Source organism: Pseudomonas sp. TMW 2.1634, assembly GCF_001703595.1.
Classification (GTDB): domain Bacteria; phylum Pseudomonadota; class Gammaproteobacteria; order Pseudomonadales; family Pseudomonadaceae; genus Aquipseudomonas; species Aquipseudomonas fragi.
In genome coordinates this window covers 2,386,062-2,399,884 of sequence record NZ_CP016849.1, presented here as the reverse complement: position 1 = coordinate 2,399,884, position 13,823 = coordinate 2,386,062, and the positions used below count along the sequence as shown (strand labels likewise).

9 protein-coding genes are annotated in these 13,823 nt (G+C 58.9%); 6 read left to right on the top strand and 3 right to left on the bottom strand.

Annotated elements, in window-relative coordinates:
• Nucleotides 1-522 precede the first annotated feature (522 nt).
• Complete coding sequence (locus BFC21_RS11400) at nt 523-3,396, bottom strand: ribonucleoside-diphosphate reductase subunit alpha (RefSeq protein WP_088377904.1); 2,874 nt, start codon at nt 3,394-3,396, stop codon at nt 523-525.
• A gap of 694 nt (nt 3,397-4,090) precedes the next feature.
• A complete protein-coding gene (gene bglX, locus BFC21_RS11395) occupies nt 4,091-6,382 on the bottom strand; it encodes a beta-glucosidase BglX (protein ID WP_095004543.1) in 2,292 nt (763 codons plus the stop codon).
• A 243-nt stretch (nt 6,383-6,625) separates the two neighbouring features.
• Between bglX and BFC21_RS11390 the strand changes: the two genes are divergently transcribed.
• From BFC21_RS11390 to BFC21_RS11365, 6 genes are all read left to right on the top strand, one after another.
• Complete coding sequence (locus BFC21_RS11390) at nt 6,626-7,234, top strand: LemA family protein (protein WP_088377902.1); 609 nt, start codon at nt 6,626-6,628, stop codon at nt 7,232-7,234.
• A gap of 136 nt (nt 7,235-7,370) precedes the next feature.
• Entirely contained in the window at nt 7,371-8,111 is a 741-nt protein-coding gene (locus BFC21_RS27720; protein WP_088377901.1) for a YgcG family protein, read from the top strand.
• A gap of 27 nt (nt 8,112-8,138) precedes the next feature.
• Nucleotides 8,139-8,753 carry a TPM domain-containing protein gene (locus BFC21_RS11380; RefSeq protein WP_086798324.1) on the top strand — a complete coding sequence of 205 codons (615 nt, stop codon included), beginning with the start codon at nt 8,139-8,141 and terminating at the stop codon, nt 8,751-8,753.
• Between the two features lie 106 nt (nt 8,754-8,859).
• The gene (locus tag BFC21_RS11375) at nt 8,860-10,077 is read left to right on the top strand and encodes an SAM-dependent methyltransferase (protein WP_088377899.1); all 1,218 of its coding nucleotides are present in this window, start codon (nt 8,860-8,862) and stop codon (nt 10,075-10,077) included.
• 116 nt (nt 10,078-10,193) lie between these two features.
• Nucleotides 10,194-10,775: a DJ-1/PfpI family protein gene (locus tag BFC21_RS11370; RefSeq protein WP_095004541.1), complete on the top strand. Its 582-nt coding sequence runs from the start codon at nt 10,194-10,196 to the stop codon at nt 10,773-10,775.
• A 15-nt stretch (nt 10,776-10,790) separates the two neighbouring features.
• Nucleotides 10,791-11,096 (top strand): ribbon-helix-helix domain-containing protein, encoded by a 306-nt coding sequence (locus tag BFC21_RS11365; protein WP_016782194.1) that lies wholly within the window; start codon nt 10,791-10,793, stop codon nt 11,094-11,096.
• Between the two features lie 158 nt (nt 11,097-11,254).
• On the opposite strand, the gene BFC21_RS11360 is transcribed toward BFC21_RS11365, so the two are convergent.
• Complete coding sequence (locus BFC21_RS11360; RefSeq protein ID WP_088379510.1) at nt 11,255-13,801, bottom strand: TonB-dependent receptor; 2,547 nt, start codon at nt 13,799-13,801, stop codon at nt 11,255-11,257.
• Nucleotides 13,802-13,823 lie beyond the last annotated feature (22 nt).

The following is a 13,823-nucleotide window of genomic DNA, read 5'->3' as shown; positions in this document are numbered from 1 at the left end:
GTCTATTTCTCCGCCTCGAATGGGGTGCGCCGATATCGGTGTCACCTCGGGGCTAGAGCAATAAGCGGGCCTGTTTTGTCAGGGCGGGTAAACCGGAGAAAAGCGGGCACACGGCATATTAGTGGGTGTGCAAAGTGCCTATTGGCGAGCGAATTTCAGGCTGAAGAATGTGCAGAGTGATTCATTTTGTGGCACAGGCGCACTGTTTCGGGGTGATGGTTACACGTCCTGTGGGAGCGGGCTTGCCCGCGATGGCTTTACCGCGTTTTCCTGTCACACCGCAGCGCTCCTGACAGGTTGGATGCAATTACAGGAGAAGAACACATCGGGTTGAGGAGAAAACTTTTCAGTATTCGTGGATCTATCTGCAAGCGTGTTAATAGTTGTTGGAGGCGGACGTGCTTCCAATTATCCAGCGCTATTTTTTCTTCTCCAAAAAACAAAACCCCCGTTAAACCCACCTGTTGCCAGGGTTTAACGGGGGTTTTGGGTCAGGCGGTTTGACCCGCCTGCCAGCTCAGCTTATTGGCAAGCTTCGCAATCCGGCTCGTCAATGGCGCAAGCCTTTGGCACCGGTGCCGGGCCGGCTGGGGCCGCGGCTACGTCTTCACTGTTTTTGCCGCTCGATACTGCGTTGAGCTTGCCCGTGTTGACGGTGGACTTCTCGGTGCTGGTCGCAGCCAGGGCACGGAGGTAGTAAGTGGTTTTCAGACCACGGTACCAGGCCATGCGGTAGGTCACGTCCAGTTTCTTGCCCGATGCACCGGCAATGTACAGGTTCAGCGACTGCGCCTGGTCGATCCACTTCTGACGACGGCTGGCGGCGTCAACGATCCACTTGGTGTCCACTTCGAACGCGGTGGCATACAGCTCTTTGAGCTCTTGCGGGATGCGTTCGATCTGCTGCACGGAACCGTCGTAGTACTTCAGGTCGTTGATCATGACCGAGTCCCACAGATCGCGCGCCTTGAGGTCGCGAACCAGGTACGGGTTGATCACGGTGAATTCGCCCGACAGGTTCGATTTCACATACAGGTTCTGGTAAGTCGGTTCGATCGACTGCGATACGCCAGTGATGTTGGCGATGGTCGCGGTCGGTGCGATGGCCATGATGTTGGAGTTGCGAATGCCTTTTTGTACACGGGCGCGAACCGGTGCCCAGTCCAGGGATTCGTTCAGGTCAACGTCGATGTACTTCTGGCCACGCTGTTCGATCAGGATCTGTTGCGAATCCAGCGGCAGGATGCCTTTGGACCACAGCGAACCCTGGAACGTCTCGTAGGCGCCACGCTCGTCAGCCAGGTCGCAGGACGCCTGGATGGCGTAGTAGCTGACCGCTTCCATCGACTTGTCGGCAAATTCCACGGCTGCTTGCGAAGCGTAAGGAATGTGCTGCAGGTACAGGGCGTCCTGGAAGCCCATGATCCCCAGGCCAACCGGACGGTGCTTGAAGTTCGAGTTGCGCGCTTGCGGCACCGAGTAGTAGTTGATGTCGATCACGTTGTCGAGCATGCGAACGGCGACGTCGATGGTGCGCTTGAGCTTGTCGGTGTCCAGCTTGCCGTTGACGATGTGGTTCGGCAGGTTGATCGAGCCCAGGTTGCAAACGGCGATTTCGTCCTTGTTGGTGTTCAAGGTGATTTCGGTGCACAGGTTCGAGCTGTGAACCACGCCAACGTGCTGCTGCGGGCTGCGCAGGTTGCACGGGTCTTTGAAAGTCAGCCAAGGGTGGCCGGTTTCAAACAGCATGGACAGCATTTTGCGCCACAGGTCTTTGGCCTGGATGGTCTTGAACAGCTTGATCTTGCCCGGGTACTGGGACAGTGCTTCATAGTACTCGTAGCGCTCTTCGAAGGCCTTGCCGGTCAGGTCGTGCAGGTCCGGTACTTCGGACGGCGAGAACAGGGTCCACGGGCCGTCATCGAAGACGCGCTTCATGAACAGGTCAGGGATCCAGTTGGCGGTGTTCATGTCGTGGGTACGACGACGGTCATCACCGGTGTTCTTGCGCAGCTCGATGAACTCTTCGATGTCCATGTGCCAGGTTTCCAGGTAAGCACATACAGCGCCCTTGCGCTTGCCACCCTGGTTAACGGCGACGGCGGTGTCGTTCACAACCTTGAGGAACGGAACCACGCCTTGCGACTTGCCGTTGGTGCCCTTGATCCACGAACCCAGTGCGCGCACCGGAGTCCAGTCGTTGCCCAGGCCGCCAGCGAATTTGGACAACATGGCGTTGTCGTGGATCGCGTGGTAGATGCCCGACAGGTCGTCCGGCACGGTGGTCAGGTAGCAGCTGGACAGCTGCGGACGCTGGGTACCGGCGTTGAACAGGGTCGGCGTCGAGGCCATGTAGTCGAAGGACGACAACAGGTTGTAGAACTCGATGGCACGGTCTTCTTTTTGCTTCTCTTCGATCGCCAGGCCCATCGCCACGCGCATAAAGAAGATCTGCGGCAGTTCGAAACGCACGCCATCCTTGTGGATGAAGTAACGGTCGTACAGGGTTTGCAGGCCCAGGTAGGTGAACTGCTGGTCGCGCTCGTGGTTGATCGCCTTGCCCAGTTTTTCCAGGTCGAAGGTGGCCAGCACGGGGTTCAGCAGGTCGAACTCGATACCCTTGGCGATGTACGCAGGCAAAGCCTTGGCGTACAGGTCGGCCATTTCGTGGTGAGTGGCGCTTTCTGCCACTTCCAGGAAGCTCAGGCCTTCGGCACGCAGGGTGTCCATCAGCAGGCGGGCGGTTACGAACGAGTAGTTCGGCTCACGCTCTACCAGGGTGCGCGCAGTCATCACCAGAGCGGTGTTAACGTCGTTCAGCGCTACGCCGTCGTAGAGGTTTTTCAGGGTTTCGCGCTGGATCAGGTCGCCGTCCACTTCTTCCAGGCCTTCGCAGGCCTCGGAAACGATGGTGTTCAGGCGGCCCATGTCCAGAGGGGCGAAGGTGCCGTCGGCGCGGGTGATGCGGATCGACGGGTGAGCCTGCACGGCGTCTTCGGCCGGCGCGCGGTTGGCGCGTTCCTTGGAGCGTGCATCACGGTAGATCACATAGTCGCGGGCCACTTTTTGCTCGCCGGCACGCATCAGGGCCAGTTCAACCTGGTCCTGGATTTCTTCGATGTGGATGGTGCCACCCGATGGCATGCGACGCTTGAAAGTTGCGGTGACCTGTTCGGTCAGGCGCGCAACGGTGTCGTGAATGCGCGACGAAGCAGCAGCATTGCCGCCTTCAACTGCGAGAAACGCCTTGGTGATGGCAACGGTGATCTTGTCATCGGTGTAAGGAACCACAGCCCCGTTACGTTTGATCACGCGCAATTGGCCTGGCGCAGTCGCAGACAGATCCAGATTTGAATCGGTACCCTGCGAGTTCTCGCGAGTTGTATCGGTTTGCATGGGGTGTCTCCACATTCTCTATGTTTGTTTGGGCGCCTTTTGGGTGCCCACCGTGACGTCCTGAAGCACTACAACCGGTATCGAGCCGGGCATAACAACTTCGGGACGTACAGAAAGGGGGGTATTAGCCGCTTCCGTGCCGAAGTTTTCGGTTTGCGCAGACCGCCTCAAACCGTATTCCATATGGGTGACAGTATTTTTACTGCAACACCCGGGCCGCTTTCCGACTTTTACGCTGGAAACCGGTTGCCATCCGCATGAACGGTTTGGACTTGAAAGCTGCGTTTGATTTAACCCGACAGGCGCGAGAAAAGGGCTTGAAATTCTCGTCTGAGTTGTGTTGGGTTTTTGGCCTGAAACCCTACATATGGGGTTTTTTGGCGGCGCTGATACAAGATATGCGTTTTACAGGGCTTGTGCAACGTACTGCCTGTGGATAAACCTGTGTGTAAATTGTGAGTGAAACGCTGAACATCCATGTAGGCCGCATGCCACCGGCTCTTAGCCGTTTGTCACCGGATTTTGCAGGAGAAAAACGTTTGCGCTGGATTTTAAGGGCGCGAACCCTACCACAAAAAACAGCGCTGTCCGAACGCATTTTGGGGCGGCTGCAAAGATAGGAAAGGTCAAGCACGGATTGCTGCGGGGAAGGGCCGGGAAGGCGGTGTGAAGCCTTCCCGGCAATTGCGCGAAATTACTGCAACTGGAAGCTGTTTTGCTGGACGTTTTGCGAATCCAGGCCGATTTGTACGTTGAACTCGCCAGGTTCGGCGACATGCTGCAATTGCGCGTTGTAGAACTTCAGGTCGTTCTCGCCGAGGGTGAATTGCACGACTTTCTGCTCGCCGGGTTTGAGCATGACCTTCTCGAAGTTCTTCAGCTCCTTGACCGCTCGGCTCATGGTCGCGGTAACGTCCTGGATATACAACTGAACCACGGTTTCGCCGGCGCGCTTGCCGGTGTTTTTCACCGTGACGCTGGCGGTCAGGGTCGCGCCCGGCGCCAGGGTTTTGCTCGACAGGCTGACAGCCGACAGGCTGAAGTCGGTGTAGCTCAAACCATAGCCAAACGGATACAGCGGGCTGTTGCCCTCATCGAAGTACTGCGAGGTGTAGTTGCCCGGTTTGCCCGGCGTGAAGGGGCGACCAATGCTCAGATGGCTGTAGTAGGTCGGAATCTGGCCTACGGAGCGCGGGAAGGTGATCGGCAACTTGCCGGACGGGTTGTAGTCGCCAAACAGTACGTCAGCAATGGCGTTGCCGCCTTCGGTGCCGCTGAACCAGGTTTCCAGCACCGCGTCGGCCTGCTGCTGTTGCACATCGATCGACAGCGGCCGGCCGTTCATCAACACCAGCACCAACGGCTTGCCGGTGGCCTTGAGCGCCGTGATCAGGGCGCGCTGGCTGGCGGGGATGTCCAGATTGGTGCGGCTCGACGATTCGTGGGACATGCCCCGCGACTCACCCACCACCGCAACCACCACATCGGCCTGCTGCGCTGCCTTGACCGCTTCGTCGATCATCACCTGCGCCGGGCGCGGGTCATTGACCACTTCGGGGGCATCGAAGTTGAGGAAGTTGAGGTAGTCGACGATTTTCTGGTCGTCGGTGATATTGGCACCGCGGGCATAGATCAGGTTGCCCTGTTGGCCGATGGCATTGCGCATGCCGTCAAACACGGTCACCGATTGAGCCGGCTGACCGGCTGCGGCCCAGCTGCCCATGATATCGATCGGGGCTTTGGCCAGCGGGCCGACCAGAGCAATTCGCGCCTGCTTTTTCAGGGGCAGGGTTTCGTTCTGGTTTTTCAGCAGGACCAGGCTCTTGCGCGCCACTTCACGCGCTTCGGCGCGATGCAGGCGGCTGTCGGCCTTGACGTCCGCCGGGTCATCTTCAGCCTTGCCGATACGCAGGTAAGGGTCGGCGAACAGGCCCATGTCGTACTTGGCGCCGAGCACTTCGCGTACGGCATTGTCCAGATCGCTCTGCGGTACTTCGCCGGACTTGAGCAGGCCCGGCAGTTCTTCACCGTAGGCCTTGTCATTCATGCTCATGTCGATACCGGCCTTGATCGCCAGCTTGGCGGCTTCGCGGCTGTCCTTGGCCACGCCGTGCTTGATCAGCTCGTTGATCGCGCCGTGGTCGCTGACCGCCACACCTTTGAAGCCCCACTCCTTGCGCAGCAAATCCTGCATCAGCCACATGTTGGAGGTGGCAGGCACGCCATTGATCGAGTTCAGGGCCACCATCACGCTGCCCGCACCCGCTTCAATCGCCGCGTGGTAGGGCGGCAGATAGTCCTGGAACATGCGTGTAGGGCTCATATCGACGGTGTTGTAGTCCCGCCCACCCTCAACGGCACCATACAAGGCGAAGTGCTTGACGCTGGCCATGATATTGCCGGGCAGGGCCGGGGAGGCGCCCTGATAGGCCTGCACCATTACCCTGGCGATGCGCGAGACCAGGTAGGTGTCTTCGCCAAAGCCCTCGGAGGTACGGCCCCAGCGCGGGTCACGGGCGATGTCCACCATCGGTGCGAAAGTCAGGTCGATACTGTCGGCGCTGGCCTCTTTGGCGGCGATACGGCCGCTCAGGCCAATGGCATCCATGTCCCAGCTGGAAGCCAGGGCCAGGCTGATCGGGAAAATAGTGCGATGGCCGTGGATAACGTCGTACGCGAAAAACATCGGGATCTGCAGGCGGCTGCGCATGGCAGCGTCTTGCATCGGGCGGTTTTCGTCGCGGCTGATGGAGTTAAACGTACCCCCGATACGGCCCGCAGCGATTTCCTTGCGGATCATCTCGCGGGGCATTTCCGGGCCGATGCTGATCAGGCGCAGTTGGCCGATCTTTTCATCGACGCTCATCTTTTTCAGCAGCTCGGCGACGAACACGTCTTTGGGAGGGAGCGGGGCCGCCGGGGCCTGAGCCCACGCGGTGTGACTGGCCAGGCTGATGACGATGCCCAGCAAACACATTTTTCTCATTGGATTCTTCTGCGCAGCCGCTCACTTGAAGCGAGGGAGGCCCACGCTCGTGCAGCGATATTGTTCTGGGGAGGTATCAGGAGTACTTGAACTAAAGAATTGACCTACCTTTAGAGCGGAGTATTCCTGTATGACTGGCAGTCTTTTAGCTGATTCGCGGCAAGCAATCCAGTGTTGCCGGGAGTTTTTAGGCGTGGTGTGTGGTCAATAAACTTAATGTCGATATTTCGGAGCAACACAAGCATGGGTATACAACGTATAAGCGCCCCGGGCTGGAAAGTTATTGCGCTCCTGGCCTTGAGCAGTGTGCTGGCCGGGTGCGGGATCAACACCATTCCCACCCTCGATGAGCAGGTCAAGGCGGCCTGGTCGCAGGTGCAAAACCAGTATCAGCGCCGCTCCGACCTGATCCCCAACCTGGTCGAGACGGTCAAGGGGGCGGCCAAACAGGAACAGGCCACCCTGACGGCGGTAATTGAGGCGCGGGCCAAGGCCACTTCGATCCAGGTTGATGCCAGCACGCTGAACAACCCGGAAAAACTCAAGCAGTTCCAGGAGGCGCAGAACCAGCTGACTGGCGCCTTGAGCCGGTTGATGGTGGTGTCCGAGCGTTACCCGGACCTCAAGTCCAACCAGAACTTCCTGTCGTTGCAATCGCAGCTTGAAGGCACGGAAAACCGTATCAGCGTGGCACGGCGCGACTTTATCCTCGCCGTTGAGCGCTATAACACCGAGATTCGCACTTTCCCGGGTCGTTTGTGGCATGCCGTGATGTACAGCGACCTGCCAGTGCGCTCCACATTCGAAGCCACCACCCCGGACGCCGACAAAGCGCCTGAAGTGAAATTTTAACGGCCTTATGCCTTCCCCCCTCCTGTGGGAGCGGGCTCGCTCGCGATGGCATCAACGCGATTTGCCTGACAGATCGCGCCGCCTGCCTCGCGAGCAAGCCCGCTCCCACAATGGATAACAAACGTTCGAGGTGGCGATGCGCCTATCAAGACTGGGGCTGGGCCTGTTGCTCTGGCTATTTATAGCCACGGCCCAGGCGCTGACCTTTCCCGCGCTCAGCGGGCGGGTGGTGGACGAAGGGCAAATGCTCGACCCCGCCACCCGTGAACAACTGACCCAAACCCTGCAAGCCCACGAAAAAACCACCGGCGAGCAAGTGGTGGTGGTCACCGTGCCTGACCTGCAAGGTACGCCCATCGAGGATTTCGGCTATCAACTGGGCCGTGCCTGGGGTATCGGGCAAAAGGACAAGAACAACGGCGCCTTGCTGATCGTGGCCCGCGACGACCGCAAATTGCGCATCGAAGTGGGCTACGGCCTGGAGGATCGCCTGACGGATGCCCAGGCCTCGGTCATCATCAACCAGGTCATCACCCCGGCGTTCAAGGCTGGCGACTACAACCAAGGTATCAGCGACGGGGTTGGCGCCATCCTGCAAGTATTGGGCGGTGCTCCCCTGGCCGAGCCGGCTTACGCCAGCGGCCAGGGGCGTGGCGATGACTTCATGGCCGAACACCCGGGCGTGGTGGTGCTGCTATTCATACTGTTTGTACTGGTGGTTGCCGCCTGTCAGTTCTATGGCATCTGCAATTCGGGTGGCAGTGGCGGTTCGCGCTCCGGTGGTTTTGGCGGTGGCGGGTTCGGCGGAGGCGGTGGTGGCGGTTTTCGCGGCGGTGGTGGCAGCTTCGGCGGCGGCGGAGCCTCTGGTGGCTGGTAATTCACTTTTTAACGAGTATCGAGACTTATGGCTTTATTAACCCCCGAGCAACAACGGCAGGTCGAAGACGCGGTCACCCGTGCCGAACAGCACACCGATGCCGAAATCGTCACCGTGCTCGCTCCCCGTGCCGATGACTACAGCTACATCCCCTTGCTGTGGGCCAGCCTGATCGCCCTGGTGGTGCCTGCCGTGGTGCACTTTTTAAATAGTGGCCTGGCGACTTACACCCTGCTGATGCTGCAATGGGCCAGCTTTGTCTTCCTCAGCCTGATCTTTCGCATACCGGCCATCACCACGCGTCTGATCCCGCCCCGTGTGCGGCATTGGCGTGCCAGCAACCTGGCCCGGCGCCAGTTTTTGGAGCAAAAGCTGCACCACACTGCAGGGCGCACCGGCGTGCTGATCTTTGTCAGCGAAGCCGAGCGTTATGTCGAAATCCTGGTGGATGAAGGCATCTCCCGGCATCTGGACGATAGCGATTGGGGCACTATCGTCAGCGATTTCGTGCGGCGCGTGGCGTTGGGGCATACGGCCGAAGGTTTTATTGCCTGCATCGATGCGTGTGCCGACGTGTTGAAGGAACATGTACCGAGGACTCAGGCGCGTAATCAATTGCCTAATCGGTTGGTGATGTTGTAATTGCGGTTGTCCGAAATAACTCCGTGCCCCCGGCGGCCAACACGCCTAAAATGGCCGCCATTCGTTTTCTGATTTTCCCTCCTGCACCCCCGAGGCACCTTTTTCAATGTCAGTGACTGCTACCACCGCCGCGTCTGTGCCGGATCATCGTGCGCAATTTTTGAACCTGCTGGAAACCGGTCTGGCCCAGAATTCCTTTATCAAGCTGGTACTGGCCAAATACGTCGGCTCCGAGGCTGAATTGCAGCGGGTGATCATCAAGCAGGTGACGGTCAAGGAGCAGCCTTGCCTGTCCTTTGTCTATCGCTATAAAACCCGCGATATCACCAAGAATTTCCCGCTGGACGAAGGCGTGGCGATCATTGCCGGCCTGCTGCCCGAAGCGTTCAAGAATGCCCACCTGCTGACCCTGACCGACGAAGTGCAGCTTGAATACAGCAAAAAGGGTAAAAGCTCGCTGTTCAAAGGCAAAAGCCAGCAAGAGCGCGAAGTGCCGTCGGCTGAGCACAATCGTGAGAAAAATCGCTTTCTGGATCTGACCCGGCCGTTTCTGGCGGACCTGGGGGTGACCAACAAGCAGCAAGAACTGATCCCGGCGATGTCGCGCAAGTGGAAGCAGATCAACAAGTTTATCGAGGTGTTTTCCCACGCCCTGAGCAACTCGCCGCTCAAGCTCGATCAGCCGGTCAAGGTGGTGGATTTCGGTTCGGGCAAGGGTTACCTGACGTTTGCCATTCACGATTACCTGCGCCACAGCCTGCAAGCCGAAGGCCTGGTCACCGGGGTTGAGCTTCGTGAAGACATGGTCACGCTGTGCAATAACGCCGCCCAGCGCCTGGAACACCCGGGCCTGACCTTCCAGCACGGCGATGTGCGCAGTTTTGCGCCCACCCCGATCGACGTGATGATCGCGCTGCATGCCTGTGACATTGCCACTGACTATGCGATCCATATGGGTATTCGCTCCGGGGCGGCGATCATCATGTGCTCGCCGTGCTGCCACAAACAGATCCGCCTGCAAATCCAGAGCCCGGCGTTGCTCAAGCCGATGCTGCAATACGGCTTGCACCTGGGCCAGCAGGCCGAAATGGTCACCGACAGCCTGCGTGCGCTGTACCTCGAAGCCTGCGGCTATGAAACCAAGGTGTTCGAGTTTATCTCGCTGGAACACACCAACAAAAACAAGATGATCCTCGCGGTCAAACGTGCCGAACCTGCTGATCCGGCGCAGTTGTTGGTGAAAATCCAGGAGCTCAAGGCGTTCTACAACATCCAGGAGCACTGCCTGGAGACCCTGCTGCAGGCCGATGGCTTGTTGAAGTAAACCTGTAAGTGGTGTCTGGCGGGTACGTAGTACGTGGCTATTACCCGCCCGGGCGCTCAGGGGTTACCTTGGCTACTCTTACTGGCCCAAGGTCTTACCCCACAGGAGCACGCACCATGGCGGCGAAAAAAATTCTGATGCTGGTTGGCGATTACGTCGAAGACTACGAAGTGATGGTGCCGTTTCAGGCACTGTTGATGGTCGGCCATCAGGTGCATGCGGTATGCCCGGGCAAGATCTCGGGCCAGACCGTACGCACGGCCATCCACGACTTTGAAGGCGACCAGACCTACAGCGAAAAGCCCGGTCATCTGTTTGCCCTGAATTTCGATTTCGACAAGGTTAAAGCCAGCGATTACGACGCCCTGCTGGTGCCGGGTGGCCGAGCGCCGGAATACCTGCGCCTGAATGAAAAGGTGCTGGAGCTTGTGCGTGACTTCGACAAGGCGGGCAAGCCGATTGCGGCTGTGTGCCACGGTGCGCAACTGCTGGCTGCTGCTGGCACGCTGGAAGGTCGTGAGTGCAGCGCTTACCCTGCGTGTGCGCCGGAAGTGCGACTGGCGGGCGGTACTTATATCGATATCGACGTGACCAAGGCCCATGTGCAGGGCAACCTGGCGACAGCCCCTGCATGGCCTGCACATCCTGCGTGGCTGGCGGCCTTCCTCGGTTTGCTGGGCACCAAAATCACGTTGTAAGCAGAGGCTGTGACCATGTGTGAACTGTATGTTAAAGCCGATCCGATTCTTTACGAGTCACGTTCGCGCTCATTGCGTATCTGTGGCGTGGTCACCACTTTGCGCCTGGAAAACCAGTTCTGGGACATTCTCAGCGAAATTGCCGAAACAGACGGGATGACCACCAACCAGTTGGTGGCCAAGCTGTATGAAGAGGTGATGGATTATCGCGGCGAAGTGGTCAATTTTGCCTCGTTTTTGCGTGTGAGCTGCACCCGCTACCTGAGCCAGCGCCGGGTGCAGGCGCCGGGGTTGAGTGTGGTTTCGCGCTTGCAAGGTTGACACGCTCGTAGCAGCTGCCGAAGGCTGCGTCCGATTGCGCAGCGATCGTAAAACCTGTGTCCGAGGCGTGTCAGGTAAGTTGTGCAGCTGATTATACGACGGCTGCGCCGCCGGACGCAGCCTTCGGCAGCTGCTACACAACCGTATCCCTCTTGCGTCTAGAAGAACCGCGTCACGCTGATCTTGGCATTGCGGCCCTGGCTGTAGGCGTTTTCGCCACTGAGCATCGGCTGATAGTTTTTATTGAACATATTGTCCAGGGTGAAGTTGACTTCGGTGCCCTTGAGGTACGGCTGCTGCGGCTTCCAGTTGGCAAACAGGCCCTGCACGTTGTAGCTGTCGTTGGGGAACTGGTCCCAGTAGCGGTCGCCCAACGCACTGATCGGGCTGCTGTAGTAGTTGTCGCTCGGCAAACGGTCGGTTTTGCGTACGAATTCTCCCTTCCAGCCAATCCGGGCATCCAGGCTCGGGATTTTGGTGCCCAGTACGGCAATCCATTTGGGTGCAGGGATGTCCCGCGCCCAGACGTTGGGGCCCCAAGGGTTGGTGTAGGCGCCTTCGTGCTTGCCAGTCATCCATGCGTAGGACAGTGAGCCGAACACGTAGGTGGATTCGTAGAAGCTCTCAATTTCGAAGCCCTTGATGGTCACGCTGCCAATATTGCGGTAGTTGGGCATGTTGGGCCCGCACGCATCGCTCATGCTGAGCGTAGGCGTTTGCGCGGCGCAACCTACGCCCGTGGCCTTGAAGATTTCGTCGTCGACGGTGTTGCGGAACAGGGTGGTACGCACCAGGGCGTGGTCGTTGTCGCCAAAAATCTTGTCGAAGGTGGTGATGTTGCCGCCACGCCAGCCGGTGATGCGTTCCGGATCAAGGCCCAGGCTGCTCGAGGTGCGGCTGCCGACGCCTTGAACTTCGTATTGCTCGTCAATCACTGGGGCGCGCCAGGTTTTGCTGTAGTTCAGGAACAGGGCGGTTTGCGGGGTGATTTTCCAGAAGGCCGACAGGCGAGGCGACCAGCCAGTGTAGGTTTTGTCGCTGTAGTCATGGCCCAGTTCCGGGTGGTTGTAGTACGGCGCGTCGTTTTCCTGGCCGCGATTGCGCACATGGTCGTAGCGCATGGACGGCGTGAGGGTGAAGTCACCCCAGGTGATGGCGTCCTGAATATAGAAACTGTTGGTGTCGACCTTGCCCCGGGGCATGAAGTTGGGCTGGTAGTGGCCGTAGTTGTACTTCTCGACGTCGTAGATGCCGCCCGGCATCCACATGTTCACATCACGCTGGTGCTTGCGAAACTGCACGCCGGTGGTCACTGCATGGTCCAGCGGGCCGCTGGCAAACAGGCTGATGTTCTCGATCTGGAGCATGTCGTCGGTGTAGCCGGTTTCCATCTTGCGCCCGCCGCTGGTGGGCTGGGTGAAGGCCTGGGCGTCACGCTTGTCGGTTTGTTCGGTGTTGGAGTGCGAGTACTTGACCTCCAGATCCACCAGCGGGTTGTCCAGGGGTTCGTATTTGTATTTGGCCGACCAGGTGGTGTCGATCGTCGAGCGGTTGGACAGGTAGCGGCGCGCGGCAATGTCGTAGCCATATTTGTCGATGTTGGCCTGGCTGGGTGGCGCCGGGTAACTGACGGCCGAGAAGGGCACCCACAAATAGTTGTTCGAGCGCGAGTAGGACATGCCCACGCTGTGTTCGTCATTGAGGTGCAAATTGAGCTTGAGCAGTTGTCCGTCCAGGTCCTGGGCGGTATTGGGCAGGCGCTGGGGGTTAACCGGGTAGACATTGCCGGGGTTGGGCATTTTGCCCGCCAGCTTCATATCGTCGCCGTCGCGCTTGGTGTAGTAAAACAGGGCGTCGGCGCGGCCATCTTCGGTGCGACCGTAAACAGCACCGCTGTAGACCTGTTGATGGTCATTGCTGCTGTAGCCGTACTTGAGCATGGCGCCGGTGTCCTTGCCCTCTTCGAGCAAGTCGGTCGCATCCTTGGTTTCCATGTGCACTACACCGGCGAAGCCGCCATTGCCGGTGTGGATATCGTGGGGGCCTTTTTCGACTTCCAGGCGTTTGATCAGCTCGGGCTCGATAAAAATCGTGCCCTGCTTGTAGCGTTCAAAGCCGCTTTTGGTCGCACCATCGACGGTCATCTGTACGTCTTCGGCTTCACCCATGCCCCAGATATTGATGGTCTGGCCACCGGGCTTGAGCGAGCCGCCGAGGTTGATGCCCGGCAAGGTGGCGAGCAGGCTGGGGATGTTGTTGGCCTGATAGCGGTTGATTTGCTCCTGGGTCATGGTCGACTTGCCGACGTTGCTGGAGTCGACTTCGCTACCGTTGCCCACCACGCTGACCGCGCCCAGTTCCAGGCTGTTGCTGGTGGTGGTGCCGGACTCCCGGGGCCGCACGACGTAGGTGCGGTCGATCTGCACAAGGCTGAAGTCGGTGTCTTTGAGCAGGCGCTGGATGGCTTCCTGTGGCTCGAAGGTGCCACTGAGTGCCGGGGCATTCACGTTGCGTAACAGGGCTTCGTCGAACAGCAGCTGGATATTTGCCTGCTGTGCCACCTCGCTCAGCGAACTGGCCAGCGATTGCGCCGGCAGTTGCAACTGGATCGACTCGGCGTGGGCTTGCAGGCTGATCGCCAGGCAAGCCGCCAGCAGTGTCGGGCGGGTGCACAAATGCGAGAAGTAATGTGGTACGCGAAACATGAAATCCCCCGGTGTGGCTAAA

Coding starts and splice junctions, on each gene's coding strand:
- BFC21_RS11400 (WP_088377904.1), bottom strand. CDS start 3,396: ATGCAAACCGATACAACTCGCGAGAACTCGCAGGGTACCGATTCAAAT.
- bglX (WP_095004543.1), bottom strand. CDS start 6,382: ATGAGAAAAATGTGTTTGCTGGGCATCGTCATCAGCCTGGCCAGTCAC.
- BFC21_RS11390 (WP_088377902.1), top strand. CDS start 6,626: ATGGGTATACAACGTATAAGCGCCCCGGGCTGGAAAGTTATTGCGCTC.
- BFC21_RS27720 (WP_088377901.1), top strand. CDS start 7,371: ATGCGCCTATCAAGACTGGGGCTGGGCCTGTTGCTCTGGCTATTTATA.
- BFC21_RS11380 (WP_086798324.1), top strand. CDS start 8,139: ATGGCTTTATTAACCCCCGAGCAACAACGGCAGGTCGAAGACGCGGTC.
- BFC21_RS11375 (WP_088377899.1), top strand. CDS start 8,860: ATGTCAGTGACTGCTACCACCGCCGCGTCTGTGCCGGATCATCGTGCG.
- BFC21_RS11370 (WP_095004541.1), top strand. CDS start 10,194: ATGGCGGCGAAAAAAATTCTGATGCTGGTTGGCGATTACGTCGAAGAC.
- BFC21_RS11365 (WP_016782194.1), top strand. CDS start 10,791: ATGTGTGAACTGTATGTTAAAGCCGATCCGATTCTTTACGAGTCACGT.
- BFC21_RS11360 (WP_088379510.1), bottom strand. CDS start 13,801: ATGTTTCGCGTACCACATTACTTCTCGCATTTGTGCACCCGCCCGACA.